A 17,468-nucleotide genomic window follows, 5' to 3' on the forward strand; every position below is an offset into this window, starting at 1 on the left:
CAGACCCTCCGGGTCAGGCGAATTCGATGTTGAGAACTTCGTAAGAGCGGACACCGCCGGGGGTGCGAACCTCGACACTGTCGCCTTCGTCCTTACCAATCAGGGCGCGGGCCATGGGCGATTTGATGTTCAGCAGGCCTTTTTCGATATTGGCCTCGTACTCACCAACGATCTGCCAGGTCTTTTCCTCATCGGTGTCTTCATCGACCAGCGTAACCTTGGCGCCGAACTTGATCGCTCCCGACAGTTTGGCCGGATCAATCACATCGGCCAGCGACAGGATGCCCTCAAGCTCCTTGATGCGGCCTTCGATGAAGCCCTGCTTTTCCCGGGCTGAGTGGTATTCGGCGTTTTCCTTCAAATCACCCAGTTCGCGGGCCGAAGCGATGGCTTCGATGATCGCCGGGCGCTCGACGGATTTGAGGTTTTTCAGCTCCGCCTCGAGCGCGGCATTGCCCGCAGGCGTCATTGGAATCTTTTCCATAATCTTGTTGTCCACGCATAAATTGAGCCGCCCCGCCGCGGGGAAAGCGTCGGGGCGAATGATGGGTCGTTCAGTACCTGACCCAAATGGAGCGTGAAATGCAAGAGGCCAAGAGGGCGTCACACGTCGATTTGCGACTTAACGCCGTTCCGCTGAGGCGGTTCGCGCCTGTGGCGGTGGTCCGGGGGCTTGTTCCTGCGCCACCGCTGTGACGGGGTGCAGAGCCACAACATCTCAATCATATTGCACCACCTCGAACTCGATCCCGTTGTCATCGTCGAAATAGAACCGCTTGCCCGGCTCATAATCGGCGTGGTTATGCGGTGTAAAACCTGCCGCGCGCACCTTGGCCTCGGTCGCTTCGATATCCTCGACCAAAACGCCCACATGGTTCAGGCCGCCGACCACGTCATAGCTGCTTTCGTTCGAAGGCTCGGGGTGTTCGGGGCGGTAGAGGGCAAGGTAAGTGTGTTTTGTGCCCACATGCACCGTATAGCCGCCCGCCATCGCGGCGCCTTCCCAACGGATGTCCCAACCAAACACTTTGTGCATCCAGGTGGCCGATGCTTTGGGATCGTTGACGGTGAAGTTCGTGTGTTCAAGCGTGGCCATCATGGCAGGTCCTTTCATTTTTCAGGCTTGTCACGACTCAGCGTAATTTCTAAACCTAACTTCAGGTCAAGGTATTTTTTGCGAGGGTGAAATGGCAGCTTCCGAAGGTCTGGCAATTGGTGCTTTGGCACGGCGTACCGGGTTGGCGGTGTCGGCGATCCGCTACTATGAGGCGCAGGGGTTGATCTCGCCCTGGCGCAATGCAGGCGGGCAGCGGCGGTATCAGCGGGCCGATATCAGGCGGTTGAGCTTTGTGATGATTGCCCAGCAATTCGGCCTGACCCTGCCCGAGATCCGTGAGGTCCTATCGGGCCTGCCTGGTAACCGAACCCCTACGCCGCAGGACTGGAAAGACATCAGCGTCACGCTGCGCGCCCATCTGGATCAGCGAATCAATACCCTGACGCGATTGCGCGACAATCTGGACGGCTGCATCGGCTGCGGGTGCCTCAGCCTGCCGAAATGCGCACTTTACAACCCCGATGACCGCGCCAAATCACATGGTAGCGGTCCCAGATACCTTATGGGCGACTCGCCAAACACATGAAGTGTCGAATAGCGGCATTGTTACGCCGTGTTTCGATTGACCTGAGTCTTTCTCACCATGTAATCAGCCGTGAAACAAAATTGCGCCGACCGCATGAGAAAAGCGCCAATTCGGAAAGTTAGCTAAGGAGCCCGCGATGGCCGAGATTGAACGCGAAGCGATGGAATACGATGTGGTGATCGTGGGCGCAGGCCCCGCGGGCCTGTCGGCGGCCATCCGTCTGAAACAGCTGGATGCCGACCTGAATGTCGTGGTTCTGGAAAAGGGCTCTGAAGTGGGCGCGCATATCCTGTCTGGCGCGGTGCTTGATCCCTGCGGTCTGGACGTTCTGATCCCGGATTGGAAAGAAAAAGGCGCGCCGCTGAACACGCCGGTGAACGAAGACAATTTCTATATGCTGGGTGAGGCCGGAAAGCTGCGCATTCCTAATGCGCCCATGCCGCCGCTGATGAACAACCACGGCAACTACATCGTCTCGATGGGCAATGTCTGCCGTTGGATGGCTGAACAAGCGGAAGAGCTGGGCGTGGAAATCTTCCCCGGCATGGCCTGTTCCGAGCTAGTCTACGGCGAAAATGGCGAAGTCAAAGGCGTGGTCGCTGGTGTCTTTGGTCTGGAAGCAGACGGCTCCTACGGCCCTGGCACCGAACCGGGCATGGAGCTGCACGGCAAGTACGTGTTCCTGTCGGAAGGTGTGCGCGGCTCCTTGTCCAAGGAAGTCATCGCCAAATACGACCTGTCTGCCGGCAAAGAGCCGCAGAAATACGGCGTCGGCATGAAAGAGATCTGGGAGATCGACCCGGCCAAGCACAAAGAGGGATCGGTCACACACACCATGGGCTGGCCTCTGGGCAGCAACGCAGGTGGCGGTTCCTTCATCTATCACTTGGAAAACAACCAGGTCTATGTCGGTTTCGTGGTTCACCTGAACTACAAAAACCCGCACCTGTATCCGTACATGGAATTCCAGCGCTTCAAGCATCACCCGATGGTCGCTGAGCTGCTGAAAGGCGGCAAGCGCGTGGCTTATGGCGCTCGCGCAATCACCGAAGGCGGCTATCAGTCGATGCCGAAGCTGGTCGCTCCGGGCGTGGCGCTGCTTGGCTGCTCGGCGGGTATGGTCAACGTGCCGCGCATTAAGGGCAACCACAACGCGATGCTGTCGGGCAAAGCCGCAGCCGAGGCGGCCTTTGACGCCATCAAGGCTGACCGTTCCGGTGATGAGCTGACGGCCTATGAAACCGACGTGCGCGAAGGGGCCATTGGTCAGGACCTCAAGAAAGTGCGCAACGTCAAGCCGATGTGGTCGAAATGGGGCCTCATGCCCTCGCTGGCGCTGGGGGGTCTGGACATGTGGACCAACACGCTGGGCTTTTCGCTGTTCGGCACGATGGGTCACGGCAAGAACGACGCCGAAGCGACCGAAGAGGCCAGCAAGCACAAGCCGATCGACTATCCCAAGCCCGATGGCACTCTGTCCTTTGACCGACTGACCAACGTGTCCTTCGCGATGACCAACCACGAGGAAAGCCAGCCCTGCCATCTGAAGCTGGGCGACCCGTCGATCCCGGTCGCCGTCAACTTGCCCAAATTCGCCGAGCCCGCGCAGCGGTATTGCCCGGCTGGCGTCTATGAGATGGTCGAGGATGACGACGGTCCGCGGTTCGTGATCAACTTCCAGAACTGCGTCCACTGCAAAACCTGCGATATCAAAGACCCGAGCCAGAACATCACGTGGACCACTCCGCAGGGTGGCGACGGCCCGAACTATCCAAACATGTAACTGAAAACTCCGGCACTGGCGGCGCGACCCAGCCGCCATCCCGCCCGTGTTCCATGCCACCGGTCCCGCCGGTGGCATTTTTTGTCGTTGGAAAGAAAGTCTGTGTCGCAAACGGTGATGTGTGAGTAGAGTGATCGCTCTACCATCGAAACATGACTGAGACACAACAGAAAATCGCAGAAAACCTAGACCGGCAATTTTCAGAGATGGGATTTGCCACCCAAGGTGTAGAAGCCTTGCGAGAGGGCGCGAACGTCTCCCTGCGCACGCTCTACAAGTATTTTCCCAGCCGCGAAGCAATGGTCATAGGCGCGTTGGATCACCGCGATGCCGCCTATTCCGATTGGATTGGCACCGATCACCTCCGGGGCGCGGATCATGTGTTGCACGTTCTGACCCGCCTGGCGAACTGGCTGCGCGAGGTTTCAAACACCGGATGCCTGTTCCGCAATGCGCTGGCGGCCTACCCCGAAAGTGACGCGATCCGCGATGCGGTCACGACGCATAAACAGCATGTCCGCGACATGTTCCGCGCCCGGTTGATCCACGTGGCCCCCGATTGCGATGTCGAGGCTTTGGCCGAGGCTCTGTTCATCCTGCACGAAGGCCTGACCGAAAGCGCACGTTTGATGGGGGCTGAGGCCGCAACCTCGGCCACGATGCGCTGCGCCCGCGCGTTGCTGGCCGATGCCGATATTCACTAGGCCGGGCCTCCGGCAAACGACAAAAGAGACGGATATGAAGATCAAGGAAATCCACATCTACGCCCATGATCTGCCAGTCAAGAACGGCCCCTACACCATGGCCAACGCCGAGGTCTGGGCGCTGGACACCACGCTGGTCAAGCTGGTGGCCGAGGATGGCACAACCGGCTGGGGAGAGACCTGCCCGGTCGGCCCCACCTATGCCGAAGCGCATGCAGAGGGCGCGCGGGCGGCCTTGAAGGCAATGGCCAAAGGTCTGATCGGCGCGGATCTGTGGCCTGTGGCCCTGCACCACCGGATGAACGGGCTGCTGAACGGCCACAACTATGCGAAGGCCGCCATCGACATTGCGGCCCATGACCTGATTGGCAAGAAGCTGGGCGTGAATGTCGCCGACCTGCTGGGCGGGGCGCAGACTGATCGCGTGCCCTCTTACTATGCGACGGGTGTGGGCGCGCCGGACGATATCGCGCGCCTTGCCAAAGAGCAGCTGGCCGAGGGGTATCCTCGCTTGCAAATCAAAGTGGGTGGCCGTCCGGTTGAGATTGATATCGAAACCATCCGCAAAGTCTGGGAGGTTGTCGGCGGAACAGGCATGCGCCTTGCAGTCGATGGCAATCGCGGGTGGACCACGCGCGATGCGTTGCGCGTCAGTCGTGAATGCCCGGATGTGCCCTTCATCATGGAACAGCCCTGCAACACCTATCAGGACCTGGAAAAGATCCGCCCTCAGGTGAGTCATGGCATCTACATGGATGAAAACAGCGTCGACCTGAACACCGTGATCTCGGCCGCCGGGACCGGGCTTGTGGATGGGTTTGGCATGAAAGTCACCCGGATCGGGGGCCTTCAGAACATGCGCACCTTCCGCGACATCTGCGAGGCGCGCAACCTGCCGCATACCTGCGATGACAGCTGGGGCGGGGACATCATCGCCGCCGCCTGCACGCAGATTGCATCCACCGTGCGTCCGACGCTGATGGAGGGCGCATGGCTCGCCGCCCCCTATATCGAAGGCAACTACGATCCCGAAAACGGCATCACTATCCAGGGCGGTCACATCCAGCGCCCGACCGGGCCGGGTCTGGGCGTCACCCCCGACGAAACGCTGTTCGGCGCGCCTGTCGCTTCATACTAAGGTGAAAACCATGATCCCCGAAACCATGTACGCGGTTCAACTGACTGGCCATGGCGGTATTGAGATGCTGGACTACCGCTCGGACGTCCCGGTCCCGACGCCGGGGCGCGGAGAGGTTCTGATCCAGGTCGCAGCCGCGGGCGTGAACAACACCGACATCAACACGCGGATCGGCTGGTACTCCAAGGCTGTCACCGAAGACACCAATACCGGCGGTGCCTCGGGTTTTGAGACCGTGGACGATGACGACGCCAGTTGGTCGGGTACGCCCTTGACCTTCCCGCGCATTCAGGGCGCGGATGTCTGTGGCTATGTTGCTGCCATAGGCGATGAGGTCGACCCGGCACGCATTGGCGAGCGTGTGATCGTGCGCAACATGCTGCGGACTTATGTCGACTACCGCCCTTATGAATGCTGGACCATCGGCAGCGAATGCGATGGGGGTTTTGCCCAGTTCTGCATCGCACCTTCGCAGGAAACCCACGCGGTGAATTGCGACTGGGAGGATGTGGAACTGGCCGCCATCCCCTGCGCCTATTCCACGGCTGAGGGCATGCTGCACCGCGCCAGCGTCGGGGCCGAGACTGTTCTGGTCACCGGGGCTTCCGGCGGTGTTGGCTCGGCTGCGGTGCAACTGGCGAAACGGCGTGGCGCGCATGTGATCGCGCTGTGCGCGCCCGAGAAGGCCGAGGCCGTTCTAGCTTTGGGTGCAGACCGCGTGCTGGACCGCAACGCCGATCTTGTGGCTGAACTGGGGGAGGGCTCGATCGACGTGGTGGTCGATCTGGTGGCTGGTCCGCAATGGCCCAGCCTGCTGGACGTGCTGCGCCGGGGCGGGCGGTATACGACCGCCGGGGCCATTGCCGGGCCGATCTGTGAAATCGACGTGCGGACGCTCTACCTGAAAGACCTCACCTTGTTTGGCTGTACGTTTCAGGAGGACATCGTGTTCGAAAACCTCGTGAAATACATCGAGGCCGGGGAAATCCGCCCTCTGGTCGCCAAGACTTATCCGCTGAGCGAGATCGCGACGGCGCAGGAAGAGTTTCTGACCAAAACACATACCGGGCAGCTGGTGCTGATCCCGCCGCAGGTGACCTCATGAAAATCCGTAAGATCGAGCTTTTTGAACTGCATCTGCCCTATGCGGGCGGCTCTTACGAGTTGTCGGGCGGGCGCATTTACACCGGGTTTGACAGCGTCATCGTCTGTATCACCGCCGATGATGGGACCGAGGGATGGGGCGAATCCACGCCTTTCGGCCCGAACTACATCGCCGCCCACGCGCGTGGGGCGCGGGCAGGTATCGAGGAAATCGCCCCCTATCTGATTGGCCGAGACCCGCGCGATGTGGACCGGATCAATGACGCGATGGATGAGGCGCTGCTGGGCCACAACCACGCGAAATCGGCGCTTGATCTGGCTTGTTGGGACCTGTTCGGCAAATCGGTTGGCCTGCCGGTCTATAGACTGCTGGGCGGCGCGACGGGCAATCGCCTGCCCGCGATCAGCTCGATCTACGCGGGCACGCCCGAGGATATGCGCGCCCGCGTCGCGGAACACCGCGCGATGGGCTATATGGGCCATTCGGTCAAGGTCGGTGCGATGGATTCCGAAGGCGGCCCGGCGCTGGACGCCGAACGTATTGCGGCCTCATTGGCGGATCGGCAACCGGGTGAGTACTTCATCGTCGATGCCAATGGCGGCCTGATCCCGGAAACCGCGCTGCGGATGCTCCGCGCCCTGCCGAACGGGCTGGATTTCGTGCTGGAGGCCCCCTGTGCCACATGGCGTGAGACGCTTTCCCTGCGCCAGCGCTGTGACGTGCCGATCATTCTGGACGAGTTGGCGCAAGAGGATGGCGATATCGCCAATCTGGTGGCGCTGGATGTGGCCGATGGCATTGGGCTGAAGATCTCGAAAGCTGGGGGGCTGACCCATGCCCGACGTCACCGCGACATCTGCCGCGCCGCCGGGCTGACGATCAGTGTGCAGGACACGGTGGGATCAACCCTGTCTGCCGCGTCGATCTTTCATATGGGTGCGACCGTGCCCGAACGGCTGCTGCGCTGTGTTTTGGACCCGCGCGACATGGTGACGATCCAGACCGGGGCGTTCGACGCCCCAATCGAAAACGGTGGCGTTCTGCCGCCCGATGTGCCGGGCCTTGGCGTGACAATGAACCGGGACCTGCTGGGGCAGACCGTCGCAATCTGGGAAGACTAAGACATGTTTCAGGACAAAAACGCCCTCGTCACCGGCGCGGCCGGAGGGATCGGGCAGGCCATCGTTAAACAGTTGCGCGCGCAGGGTGCTCGGGTCGCGGTTGCAGATCGCTCGACCGATGGGATCGCGGCCGATGCCCATCTGCCCGGTGATCTGCTGGACCCTGCCTATTGCGACCAACTGGCCGCCAACGCGCAACAGGCTTTGGGCGGCCTCGATATCGTCATCAACAATGCCGGCGTCATCACGCGTGGCCCGGTGACCGAGACGTCGGACGCCGACTGGGCCTTGTCCTTAGGCGTGAATGTCGAGGCTCCGTTCCGGATTTGCCGCGCTGCCATTCCACTGATGGCCGAGGCGGGCGGTGGCGCCATCGTCAACACCGCGTCCTGCTGGGGCGGCAAGGCGCCGGGGCCAAACCACGCGCTTTATTGCATGACCAAGGCGGCGATTGCCTCGCTGACCGAATGCATGGGGATGGATCACGCGCATCAGGGCATCCGCATCAACGCCGTCTGCCCGAATGAGGTCAACACGCCGATGCTGCGCTCGGGCTTTGCCAAGCGTGGGTTTGATCCTGACGAGGCCGTGACTGAACTGGGTAAGACCGTGCCTCTTGGGCGGATCGCCGAGCCTGAGGATATTGCCGATGTGGTCCTGTTCCTCGCCTCGGATGCGGCGCGCTATATGTGCGGCACGCTGGTCGAGGTCAATGGCGGGAAGCCGGTCGCATGAGACGGTTTGAGGGCAAGGTTGCGCTGGTCACCGGCGGTCGCTCTGGGATCGGGCAGGCCATCGCGGCACGGCTGACGGAGGAGGGCGCGCGCGTCTTCACCGCGCAGCGTGGTGGAGATGACCGGTTCGAAGGGATCACAGCCGATTTCACCGACCCTGCCGCGCCTGCGCAGGTGGTGGCCGAGGTCATCGCCCGCGCCGGGAAGTTGGACGTTCTGGTCAACAATGCCGGGATGATGCAGGAGGCCCGCGTCGAAGAGATGACGTTGTATGACTGGCAGAAAAACCTGACCGTCAATCTGACCGCGCCTTTCCTGATGATTCAGGCCGCTTTGCCCCATCTGCGCAAGACAAAGGGCAGTATCGTCAATACCGGCTCGATCGAGGGGCTGGGCAGCAATCCCGGCCACGCCGCCTATTGCGCATCCAAGGCCGGGCTGCACGGGCTGACCCGCGCCGTGGCGGTGGATCACGGGGCCGAGGGTATCCGCTGCAACGCGATTGCTCCGGGCTGGATCGACACCGAGCTGAACCTCGACTTTATCGACTCAATGCCCGACCCGGATGCGTTTCGCCGGGACATCGGCCAGATCCACCCGGTCGCACGCACCGGCAAGCCCGAAGAAGTGGCCGCATTGGCCGCGTTTCTGGCCGCCGAGGAAAGCGGCTTTATCACCGGGCAGGTCTACACGGTCGATGGCGGGCGGATGGCCAAGTTGAGCTTGCCCTGACCCCCGTGCCATCGGTTCGAGAGCTTACCGCAAGTCTTGCAACTGCGACAGCAATTCGGTGCTGACGCTGACACCCTCGGCCTGAGACGCGGCGCGGTTCTTCAGCCGCCCGTCACCGGGTATGCGGGCGGTGCCGTTGCCGTCGATCTCGGCACAGATGCGCGTGACATAGTCGTTGAAGGCGGCATTTCCGAACCGTGTCGGATCAATCGCGATCAGGGTCGCGCCGCCCTTGACGTTCAACGCGCCATGCGCCTCGCGCTCGGCATTGTCGACCGAGAGGGTGCCACCGGCCAGTGCCGCGCCCATGACCTCGATCAGGAAGGCGATCGCGGCCCCTTTGTGCTCGCCAAAGGGCAACAGGCTGCGGGTTTCCAGAATGGCGTTTGGGTCGGCGCTAGGCTGGCCATTCGGGGCCAGACCTGCAGGGCGCGGCAGGTCATGCCCTTCGGCGGCGGCCATGCGGATATCCATCAACGCAACCGTCGAGGACGCCTGATCCCAAACGATAGGTTCCATGCCGTCGCGCGGGCAGGCAAAGGACATCGGATTGGTGCCGAAAACAGGGCGCACACCGCCCTGAGGCACCACCATCGACAGTGAGTTGACGACAGCCAAAGCCACCAACCCCGCCTCGGCCAGCGGTTCGGTGTCAAAGCGCAACGCGCCGAGGTGGTGACTATTTGCGCAGGTAAAGGCAGCGATCCCGTTTTCGCGCGCCATTGCGATCAGCTCGTCTCGTGCTGCGGCCGCGGCGATCTGGTAGTATCCATTGTCTGCGTCACCACGCAGAACGCCCGGTGCGATACGCTCGAGTTTGGGGTGCGCAGCGGGGTTGGCATAACCCGAGGTAAAGCTCTGGGCGTAGACCGGCAGCATGCGCAAACCGTGGCTGCGTGGGCCGTCACGTTCGGATTTGACGACGATCTCAGCAATCATGTCGCTGCCCGGATCATCCATGCCCGCAGCCACAAGGACGGATTTCGCCAATTCCCTAACCTCTTGGAGTGAGAGCGTTTTCGTCGAGATATCGGTCATTGGCTAAATCCTGTCCTTGTGTTCGTGAAAGGGACCGCAGCCCCCTTGTTGTTCTTGTCAGGCGCGTGCGCGGGCGCTGGTGGGGTCCACGGCGCAGGTGTCGATGACCTCGGCCTCGCGCATCTCGTTATGGACCAGAACCTGCATTCTGGTGCCCGGTACCGTCATGTTCTGTGGCACCAGCGCCATCGCGATGTCGTGGTTGCAATAGTATGAGAACCCGCCCGAGGTGACGCGCCCGATCAATCTACCATCGGAGTAGACGCCTTCGTCAAACATCACCGAGGTATCGCAATAGGGCAGTTTCAACGTGACCAGAGTGTTGTATCCCCCCGCGTCCCGCTGTTTCAGCAGAGCGGGTTTGCCGATGAAGTCCCGCTCGACCACTTGCCCGTCGATCTTCTCGGTCATAGCGACGAACCGGCCCAGATCGGCCTCATAAGGGGTCAGGTCTTTGCAGATCTCGCGGTTGATAGCGCGATAGGATTTCTCGAGCCGCATGGACTCCAGCGCCTCAAGACCGAACGGTTTCACGCCCGCCTTCAGCAACAGATCCACGAGATGACGGTTGTAGCCCGCCGGATGGTGCAGCTCCCATCCCAGCTCACCGGTGTAGGAGACGCGCAGCAGGTGAACGCCCTTGGCATAGCCGACTTCACCCATTTGCGCCGAAAGCCACGGGAAGGCCTCGTTCGAAAGATCATTGTCCGTCAATTTCGACAGGATCTCGCGCGATTTCGGACCGGCCAGAGCGATCACGCCCAGCTGTTCCGAGATATCCTCTATCACGACCGAGCCGTCTTTGGGCAGCAGACGCTGCATCTGGTCCCAATTATAGGCCTGCCAATTCGGGGTCGAGATCAGGTAGAAGTCATCTTCGGCGTAGCGCACGATGGTGTATTCCGCATCCATCCCGCCCTTGTCGTTCAGCATCAGCGACAGGGTCATGCGCCCCACGTTGGGCAGTTTGTTGGCCATCAGACCGTCCAGCCATTTGGCCGCGCCCGGCCCGCGCACGGTGAATTTGGTCATCGGAGACATCTCGATGAAGCCTGCCTCTTCGCGCGTGCGGCGCACTTCTTCATGTACAAGCTCCATATGATTGGTGCGGCGGAACGAGTGTTCGGGGATCGCCTCTTCGGGTGATTTGGCGAACCAGCGCGGGAATTCATAGCCGTTGAAGCTGGTCCAGACGGCACCCTGCGCGGTCAACAGATCGTAGGAGCCTGCAGTTTTCATCGGACGCGCCTCGGGGAAATCCTCACCGGGGACATGGGCATCCATATGGGTGCCCCATGTCTCGCGCACCTTGTCCATGGTCCACCGTTTCGACGCATAGTCCGAGAACCGGCGCGGGTCGAGTTCCGACATGTCCATGCCCGGATCGCCATCCACGATCCACTTGGCCAGACGGTTCCCTACCGTACCGCCCCACAGGATGCCACCGGGCATCCCTTCGGCCAGCCACAGGTTCTCGTGCCCCGGTGCGGGGCCAGCCAGAGGCAGCTCGTCCGGGGTCATCTGGAACGGGCCACGGGTGTTGGCCTTGATGCCAACCTCGCCCAGCGTTGGAACACGTTCGATGGCGCGTTCCCACTGACTTTCCACGGCATCGAAATCCTCGGGCAGAAGGTCGGCCCCGAAATCCGGCGGCACGCGGGCTTCGGCGAACAGCTTGAGGTCCTTGGTGAATTCATAGGGGCCAAATTGGATGCCACCCACATCCTCGCGCAGATAGGCGCCATAGTCCTCGTCCCGCAGGATCGGGAATTCCGGCAGACCTTGTGCCTTGCGCTCTTTCAGCAAGGGCACGGTCTCTGTCGTCCAATATTGATGAACGATCGGGATACAGGGCAGGTCCAGCCCCACACGGCGCGCATTTTCACGGGCGTAGTTGCCGGTGGCAAAGATCAGATGCTCGCACGTGATCTCACCCTGGTTGGTGGTCACTTTCCAGTGGCTGTTTTTCAGCTTTTCGTAAGCGGTGGCTTCGGTGTTCTGATAGACCTTGGCCCCGGCATCGCGCGCCAGCTTGGCCAGCGCCATGGTTATGTCGGCGGGATTCACATAGCCGTCTTCGGTATGCAGGATGCCGCCACGAATATCCGGGCTTTGGTTCAGCAGAGGGTGAACTTCGGCAATCTCTTCCGGTGTCAGTAGCTTGCATGGCACCCCGGCGGCTTCGGCGATCGAGATATAGGACTGGAACTCATCCCAGCGCTTTTCGGTATTGGCGACGCGCAGCTGGCCCACTTTTCGAAGGCCCACCGAGGAACCCATCTTTTCCTCAATCTCGGTATAGATGCGGATGGTTTCCATGGTCATCTTCGACACGTTTCGCGACCGTACAAAGGTCACAAGCAAACCGGCGGCGTGCCACGTGGACCCGGATGTCAGCGTCGTCCGCTCCAACATCACCGCATCCGTGCAGCCATGTTCGGTCAGACCATACAGGATCGAGGCCCCAACGCAGCCGCCCCCGACCACAACTACTTGCGCATGTGACTTCATCGTATGTTTATACCGTGTCTGGTTTGCCAACAGTGTTTGGAAGCACCATTCCGTCAGTCGGCCTTTTGCGCAATCGCAAAAATATTTCACTCTGAATGAGTTGAAATCACCCAAACCGAACATGTGCTTTATGAAACGCGAAGGGTACCCAAATCCTCCGCCAGGGTGAGCCAACCAAAAGCCCTATTGATGAGCTGCCATTGAGTGTTGGACGGCGCTCCTGCTTGATCCGTGCAACAGGGCGGCCAGTTCTTAGGCGAAAACCGGTGCAATGGCGGCGTCGTGAACCTTGAGCCATTGCCTCTTGCCGGCCGAGGCCCTAGCTTAACGTGCAGTCAACGATAGCAAGGCAGGATTTTGGTGGTTTCCCTGGTTCGTCGCGTGGCACTGGCCGCGCTGCTTTCATCCTCGGTCGCAATCCCGGCATTTTCGGATACCGGGTCCGGGGCCTATTTGGCCGGACGTCAGGCAATCTACGAAAACGACTATGCCGCCGCCGAAAGGTATTATGCGCAGGCGTTGCGGTCTGATCCGCAGAACGCATTGCTGTTGGAAAGCGTCGTCGTCGCGCGGCTGGCGCTGGGCGAAGTTGAGCGCGCACTGCCCATCGCTGAGACGATTGAAGAGAATGGCCTTCCGAGCCAAGCAGCCCGGATTGCCATCGCCGCAAACCTGATCGCAGAGGGCGATTGGGAGACCCTGCTGTCACGTGATCCCGAAACGCAGGGCGTGGGTCCATTGGTCGATGGGTTGATGATTGCCTGGGCCTATCTTGGTCAGGGTGAGATGACCAAGGCGATGGAGCAGTTCGACTCGGTTACAACCCAGGAAGGGTTGCGCGAGTTTGCCCTCTATCACAAAGCGATGGCTTTGGCGTCGATCGGTGATTTCGAAGGGGCTGAGGCGATTTTCGCGGCCGATGACGGGGTCGTGGCCCGGTTCACACGCCGCGCCGCGTTAGCCCGGACCGAGGTTCTGTCGCAGCTTGACCGGAATGAGGACGCTCTGACCTTCCTGGCCGATGTGTTTCAGGCCGGAAGCGATCCGTCGATCGCGGATTACACAAGCCGATTGTCTGATGGCGAAACGCTGCCCTTCACCCATGCAGGAACGGCGCAAGACGGCATGGCCGAGATCTTCTTTTCGGTGGGTGCCGCGTTGAATGACGAGGCCGCGCCGGACTACGTTCTGCTCTATGCCCGCACTGCCAGCTTCCTGCGGCCCGATCACGTCGACGCCCTTCTGATGAGCGCCGAGCTTCTGTCGGAACTCAACCAGCTTGATCTTGCGGTTGAGGCGTATCGCGCGGTTCCCAAGGACAGCACCGATCATCACGTGGCCGAACTCGGCCGGGCCGATGTTTTGGGGCAATCCGGCAAAACCGATGCGGCGGTTGAGGTTCTGCAATCGCTTGCTGCGGAAAAGCCTGATCTGCCCAGTGTCCATATCGCTTTGGCAGATCTGCAGCGCCGTGAGGAAAACTACGCCGCCGCCGTCGACTCCTATAACACGGCGATTGATCTGGCCGAAGGCGTCTCGGCCGCGAATTGGTTTTTGCACTATGCGCGCGGGATTTCTCATGAGCGTCTCAAGCAATGGGATCAGGCCGAGGCCGATTTCCGGCGCGCACTCGAGCTGAATCCGGACCAGCCGCAGGTTCTGAACTATCTGGGCTATTCGCTGGTGGAACGGCGCGAGAAACTGGACGAGGCGCTGGATATGATCGAGCGTGCCGTCGCGGCTCGCCCGGACAGCGGCTATATCGTTGACAGTCTGGGTTGGGTCCTGTTCCGCCTTGGTCGCTATGACGAAGCGGTCGAGCATATGGAGCGCGCGGTTGAGCTGATGCCGGTGGATCCGGTGGTCAACGACCATTTGGGCGATGTCTACTGGGCCGTCGGACGCGCCCGCGAGGCTGAGTTCCAATGGAAACGGGCCCTGTCCTTCGTTGATCCCGAAGACACCAATGGTGAGGCTGATCCCGAACGCATCCGACGCAAGCTTGAGGTCGGTCTGGATACGGTTCTGTCCGAAGAGGGCGCGGATCCGTTGAAGGTTGCCAATGGCAACTAGCGCCTTTGCGCCTGCCAAGGTCAATCTAACCCTGCATGTCACCGGTCAGCGCGCAGATGGCTATCATCTGTTGGATTCACTGGTGGCTTTTGCCGACATTGGCGATCAGCTGGTGTTTGAGCCGGGCGTAGGCTTTTCGATTTCCGTGAGCGGAGAGCATGCCGACGGGGTTCCGACGGACAGCCGAAATCTGGTTTGGAAAGCGGCCGAGGGCACCGGGTGGACGGGTCATGTCATGTTGAACAAGGTGCTACCCCATGGTGGAGGCATCGGTGGAGGGTCCTCGGACGCGGCGGCCATGCTGCGCCAAGCGGCGGCGCAGGGGCTTGATATCCCGCCACATCTTCCGACCGCGTTAGGGGCCGATATTCCGGTTTGCATGGTGGCCGAGGCTGCGCGGATGCGGGGGATTGGCGAGCAGGTGGACCGGATCGCTTTGCCCCAATTGCCTGCCCTGCTGGTCAATCCTGGGGTTGAGGTTTCGACCGGTTCGGTCTTCGGCGCAATGGCGTCGCGGGACAATCCGGGATTGCCAGATCAAATCCCCGCATTCGCAGGCGTGGAAGATTGCGCCGTGTGGCTTTCCGACCAAAGAAACGACCTAGAACAACCCGCCATAAGCCAGTCCCCGCAAATCGGGCGCGTTTTGGAGGAGTTGGCGGACACAAGGGATGTGTTGCTGGCCCGAATGTCCGGGTCAGGCTCGACCTGTTTTGCGCTTTATCCGTCGATGAAGGCCGCGCATTTCGCAGCCTATGAGATCGGCGCGGCCCAGCCCGATTGGTGGTGCCGCGCAACCAGCCTCAGTTGAGGCGCGAGACCACGTAGTCAGCCAGATCGCGCAGCAGAGTGCGGATTTCGTGATCAGGCAGAACCTCGAGCGAGGCTTTGGCCTTGTTCGCCCAACCCAGCGCGTCCTGACGGGTCGCCTCGAGCGTCTGGTATTTGTTCATCAGCCAAAGCGCATGTTCCAGATCGCCGTTCTGCTGGCGGCCTTTCTCGATCGTACGCTCCCAGAAGATGCGCTCATCCGCGGTGGCCTGCGCGACGGCCTTGATCACCGGCAGGGTCAGTTTGCGTTCGCGGAAATCATCGCCCACGTTCTTGCCGGTTGCCTTGCTATCGCCCTGATAATCCAACAGATCGTCGGCGATTTGGAAGGCAATGCCCAAGGCATCGCCATAGTCGAACAAAGCTTTGACCTGCGCGTCTGAGGCTTCCGCAATCACGCCGCCAACCTCGGTCGCTGCGGAAAACAGGGCCGCTGTCTTGCCGCGCACGACCTGCAGATAGATGCTCTCATCCGTGTTCAAATCGGTGGCGGCGGTCATCTGAAGCACCTCGCCTTCGGCAATCGTGGCCGAAGCATTGGCGAGGATATCCAAAACACGCAGCGATCCGGTTTCAACCATCAGCTGGAAGCTGCGGGAAAACAGATAATCGCCCACCAACACGCTGGATTTGTTGTCCCACAACAGGTTCGCCGTGGGCCGCCCGCGTCGCTGAGCGCTTTCGTCGACCACATCGTCATGCAACAGGGTCGCGGTGTGAATGAACTCGACCGTCGCGGCCAGACGCACGTGATGCTCGCCCGTATAACCAAACAGCCGGGCCGCCGCCAATGTCAGCATCGGGCGCAGGCGCTTGCCGCCCGCTTCGACCAGATGCGCGGTCACCTCGGGGATACGGGGCGCGTGTTCGGACGCCATCCGGGTCCGGATCAGCGTATTCACCGCCTCCATTTCGCTGGTCAACATTTCGGCCAGCCGTTCGTGCGGCTTCGAGATTGTGCTGATGCCCATCACACTCCTGATACAAGGCTCGACTTTCGCCTTGCCTTGCCCTTACATCCATCCCCATGAAAGAACTATTGCGCAGCACCGATCCGACAATCCTGGCCTTTGCATCCGCTCTTCTTGAGGGCGAGGATATAGACTGCTTTCAGATGGACGTAAATATGAGCATCCTCGAAGGCGGTATCGGAATCTTCCCCCGTCGTCTGATGGTTCGCGCCGATGACCTGAGCCGCGCAGAGCGTGTGATGCGCGACAACGAGATCCCGCTGGGGCGATGACCGGGTTCAAGGATGATGAGCTAAGCCGGAACGATTTCCTCGGCGGGCGGCTGCTTCTTTGGCAGCCGGTGTCCGGCTATCGCGCAGGCGTAGACCCTGTTTTGCTGGCGGCCATCGTACCTGCGATCAGCGGCCAATCGGTGCTGGAGCTTGGCTGCGGGGCGGGGGCGGCAATACTTTGCCTTGCGACACGGGTCCCGGGTTTGGACCTGTGCGGCGTCGAATTGCAACCGTCCTATGCAGATCTGGCCCGCCGCAATGCCACAGAAAACAATATGGTGTTGGAGGTCGTTTCATCCGATCTGAATGAGCTGCCCTCCGATCTGAAGCAGCGCCAGTTCGACCACGTGATCGCCAACCCGCCCTACTATCGCGCAGGCGCGCATAGCGCAGCCACGGACAGGGGGCGCAGTGTGGCTTTGGGAGAGCAGACACCTCTTGCCGATTGGATTGATGTCGCGGCCAAACGGCTGGCCCCGCGCGGCTATCTGCACATGATCCAAAAGGCGGATCGCCTGCACGATATGCTTTTGGCCTGTCGGGGACGACTGGGCTCGGTCGAAGTGCTGCCGCTTGCGGCCCGCGTGGGGCGAGAGGCCGAGCTTGTGATTCTGCGGGCCCGAAAAGGCGGGCGGGCGGCGTTCCGGCTGCATGCTCCGGTCATCCTGCATGCGGGTCAACGGCATGAGCGCGACGGTGACAGCTATACGCCGGAACTCTCAGATGTGCTGCGGCAGGGCGCGGCGTTGGGGCCGTTTCACGCCAATCGGCAATGACCAGCCGAATTTGTCGGATTTATCACTTTTTCTTCG

Annotated in this window: 17 protein-coding genes; 12 read left to right on the forward strand and 5 right to left on the reverse strand. The window is 61.0% G+C overall.

The window, feature by feature from the left end:
- Nucleotides 1-13 precede the first annotated feature (13 nt).
- Both greA and ACR0AI_RS16145 read right to left on the reverse strand, forming a co-directional pair.
- Complete coding sequence (gene greA / locus ACR0AI_RS16140) at nt 14-484, reverse strand: transcription elongation factor GreA (protein WP_170379061.1); 471 nt, start codon at nt 482-484, stop codon at nt 14-16.
- Between the two features lie 234 nt (nt 485-718).
- A complete protein-coding gene (locus tag ACR0AI_RS16145) occupies nt 719-1,099 on the reverse strand; it encodes a VOC family protein (protein ID WP_480675785.1) in 381 nt (126 codons plus the stop codon).
- Between the two features lie 88 nt (nt 1,100-1,187).
- Between ACR0AI_RS16145 and soxR the strand changes: the two genes are divergently transcribed.
- The 8 genes from soxR (at nt 1,188) to ACR0AI_RS16185 (ending at nt 8,960) form a co-directional block, all read left to right on the forward strand.
- Nucleotides 1,188-1,643 carry a redox-sensitive transcriptional activator SoxR gene (gene soxR / locus ACR0AI_RS16150; RefSeq protein ID WP_170379057.1) on the forward strand — a complete coding sequence of 152 codons (456 nt, stop codon included), beginning with the start codon at nt 1,188-1,190 and terminating at the stop codon, nt 1,641-1,643.
- Between the two features lie 136 nt (nt 1,644-1,779).
- Entirely contained in the window at nt 1,780-3,426 is a 1,647-nt protein-coding gene (locus ACR0AI_RS16155; RefSeq protein ID WP_480675521.1) for an electron transfer flavoprotein-ubiquinone oxidoreductase, read from the forward strand.
- A 152-nt stretch (nt 3,427-3,578) separates the two neighbouring features.
- Nucleotides 3,579-4,130 carry a TetR/AcrR family transcriptional regulator gene (locus ACR0AI_RS16160; protein WP_480675523.1) on the forward strand — a complete coding sequence of 184 codons (552 nt, stop codon included), beginning with the start codon at nt 3,579-3,581 and terminating at the stop codon, nt 4,128-4,130.
- Between the two features lie 34 nt (nt 4,131-4,164).
- Nucleotides 4,165-5,268 carry a mandelate racemase/muconate lactonizing enzyme family protein gene (locus ACR0AI_RS16165; RefSeq protein ID WP_480675525.1) on the forward strand — a complete coding sequence of 368 codons (1,104 nt, stop codon included), beginning with the start codon at nt 4,165-4,167 and terminating at the stop codon, nt 5,266-5,268.
- A gap of 10 nt (nt 5,269-5,278) precedes the next feature.
- Entirely contained in the window at nt 5,279-6,373 is a 1,095-nt protein-coding gene (locus ACR0AI_RS16170; protein ID WP_480675527.1) for an alcohol dehydrogenase family protein, read from the forward strand.
- On the forward strand, nt 6,370-7,494 hold the full coding sequence (locus ACR0AI_RS16175; RefSeq protein WP_480675529.1) for a mandelate racemase/muconate lactonizing enzyme family protein: 1,125 nt from the start codon (nt 6,370-6,372) through the stop codon (nt 7,492-7,494). The genes ACR0AI_RS16170 and ACR0AI_RS16175 overlap by 4 nt, the downstream gene beginning before the upstream one ends.
- A 3-nt stretch (nt 7,495-7,497) precedes the next feature.
- Nucleotides 7,498-8,229 carry an SDR family NAD(P)-dependent oxidoreductase gene (locus ACR0AI_RS16180; protein WP_480675531.1) on the forward strand — a complete coding sequence of 244 codons (732 nt, stop codon included), beginning with the start codon at nt 7,498-7,500 and terminating at the stop codon, nt 8,227-8,229.
- Complete coding sequence (locus tag ACR0AI_RS16185) at nt 8,226-8,960, forward strand: SDR family NAD(P)-dependent oxidoreductase (RefSeq protein WP_480675533.1); 735 nt, start codon at nt 8,226-8,228, stop codon at nt 8,958-8,960. The genes ACR0AI_RS16180 and ACR0AI_RS16185 overlap by 4 nt, the downstream gene beginning before the upstream one ends.
- 24 nt (nt 8,961-8,984) lie before the next feature.
- Here ACR0AI_RS16185 and ACR0AI_RS16190 read toward each other — a convergent pair whose 3' ends face one another.
- Nucleotides 8,985-9,998, reverse strand: a complete 1,014-nt coding sequence (locus ACR0AI_RS16190) for an Ldh family oxidoreductase (RefSeq protein WP_480675535.1) — start codon at nt 9,996-9,998, stop codon at nt 8,985-8,987.
- A 57-nt stretch (nt 9,999-10,055) separates the two neighbouring features.
- A complete protein-coding gene (locus ACR0AI_RS16195) occupies nt 10,056-12,509 on the reverse strand; it encodes a GcvT family protein (RefSeq protein WP_480675537.1) in 2,454 nt (817 codons plus the stop codon).
- A 357-nt stretch (nt 12,510-12,866) separates the two neighbouring features.
- On the opposite strand from ACR0AI_RS16195, the gene ACR0AI_RS16200 reads away from it, so the two are divergent.
- Both ACR0AI_RS16200 and ACR0AI_RS16205 read left to right on the forward strand, forming a co-directional pair.
- The gene (locus ACR0AI_RS16200) at nt 12,867-14,582 is read left to right on the forward strand and encodes a tetratricopeptide repeat protein (RefSeq protein WP_480675539.1); all 1,716 of its coding nucleotides are present in this window, start codon (nt 12,867-12,869) and stop codon (nt 14,580-14,582) included.
- Entirely contained in the window at nt 14,572-15,393 is an 822-nt protein-coding gene (locus tag ACR0AI_RS16205) for a 4-(cytidine 5'-diphospho)-2-C-methyl-D-erythritol kinase (RefSeq protein ID WP_480675541.1), read from the forward strand. The genes ACR0AI_RS16200 and ACR0AI_RS16205 overlap by 11 nt, the downstream gene beginning before the upstream one ends.
- Here ACR0AI_RS16205 and ACR0AI_RS16210 read toward each other — a convergent pair.
- Nucleotides 15,386-16,384 (reverse strand): polyprenyl synthetase family protein, encoded by a 999-nt coding sequence (locus ACR0AI_RS16210; RefSeq protein ID WP_480675543.1) that lies wholly within the window; start codon nt 16,382-16,384, stop codon nt 15,386-15,388. The genes ACR0AI_RS16205 and ACR0AI_RS16210 overlap by 8 nt on opposite strands.
- Nucleotides 16,385-16,440: 56 nt before the next feature.
- Here ACR0AI_RS16210 and ACR0AI_RS16215 point away from each other — a divergent pair, with 56 nt between their 5' ends.
- Together ACR0AI_RS16215 and ACR0AI_RS16220 are read left to right on the forward strand one after the other, a co-directional pair.
- Complete coding sequence (locus ACR0AI_RS16215) at nt 16,441-16,656, forward strand: putative signal transducing protein (RefSeq protein ID WP_170474882.1); 216 nt, start codon at nt 16,441-16,443, stop codon at nt 16,654-16,656.
- On the forward strand, nt 16,653-17,432 hold the full coding sequence (locus tag ACR0AI_RS16220; protein ID WP_480675545.1) for a tRNA1(Val) (adenine(37)-N6)-methyltransferase: 780 nt from the start codon (nt 16,653-16,655) through the stop codon (nt 17,430-17,432). Before ACR0AI_RS16215 ends, ACR0AI_RS16220 begins: the two co-directional genes overlap by 4 nt.
- Nucleotides 17,433-17,468: the final 36 nt, after the last annotated feature.

The sequence above is a fragment of the Ruegeria sp. BG3 genome (assembly GCF_056538485.1).

Bases quoted from the DNA above. Each gene is read 5' to 3' on its own strand.
- ACR0AI_RS16155 (WP_480675521.1), top strand. From the start codon at position 1,780: ATGGCCGAGATTGAACGCGAAGCGATGGAATACGATGTGGTGATCGTG.
- ACR0AI_RS16205 (WP_480675541.1), top strand. From the start codon at position 14,572: ATGGCAACTAGCGCCTTTGCGCCTGCCAAGGTCAATCTAACCCTGCAT.
- ACR0AI_RS16185 (WP_480675533.1), top strand. From the start codon at position 8,226: ATGAGACGGTTTGAGGGCAAGGTTGCGCTGGTCACCGGCGGTCGCTCT.
- ACR0AI_RS16210 (WP_480675543.1), bottom strand. From the start codon at position 16,384: ATGGGCATCAGCACAATCTCGAAGCCGCACGAACGGCTGGCCGAAATG.
- greA (WP_170379061.1), bottom strand. From the start codon at position 484: ATGGAAAAGATTCCAATGACGCCTGCGGGCAATGCCGCGCTCGAGGCG.
- soxR (WP_170379057.1), top strand. From the start codon at position 1,188: ATGGCAGCTTCCGAAGGTCTGGCAATTGGTGCTTTGGCACGGCGTACC.
- ACR0AI_RS16145 (WP_480675785.1), bottom strand. From the start codon at position 1,099: ATGATGGCCACGCTTGAACACACGAACTTCACCGTCAACGATCCCAAA.
- ACR0AI_RS16165 (WP_480675525.1), top strand. From the start codon at position 4,165: ATGAAGATCAAGGAAATCCACATCTACGCCCATGATCTGCCAGTCAAG.
- ACR0AI_RS16170 (WP_480675527.1), top strand. From the start codon at position 5,279: ATGATCCCCGAAACCATGTACGCGGTTCAACTGACTGGCCATGGCGGT.
- ACR0AI_RS16160 (WP_480675523.1), top strand. From the start codon at position 3,579: ATGACTGAGACACAACAGAAAATCGCAGAAAACCTAGACCGGCAATTT.
- ACR0AI_RS16220 (WP_480675545.1), top strand. From the start codon at position 16,653: ATGACCGGGTTCAAGGATGATGAGCTAAGCCGGAACGATTTCCTCGGC.
- ACR0AI_RS16215 (WP_170474882.1), top strand. From the start codon at position 16,441: ATGAAAGAACTATTGCGCAGCACCGATCCGACAATCCTGGCCTTTGCA.
- ACR0AI_RS16190 (WP_480675535.1), bottom strand. From the start codon at position 9,998: ATGACCGATATCTCGACGAAAACGCTCTCACTCCAAGAGGTTAGGGAA.
- ACR0AI_RS16180 (WP_480675531.1), top strand. From the start codon at position 7,498: ATGTTTCAGGACAAAAACGCCCTCGTCACCGGCGCGGCCGGAGGGATC.
- ACR0AI_RS16175 (WP_480675529.1), top strand. From the start codon at position 6,370: ATGAAAATCCGTAAGATCGAGCTTTTTGAACTGCATCTGCCCTATGCG.
- ACR0AI_RS16195 (WP_480675537.1), bottom strand. From the start codon at position 12,509: ATGAAGTCACATGCGCAAGTAGTTGTGGTCGGGGGCGGCTGCGTTGGG.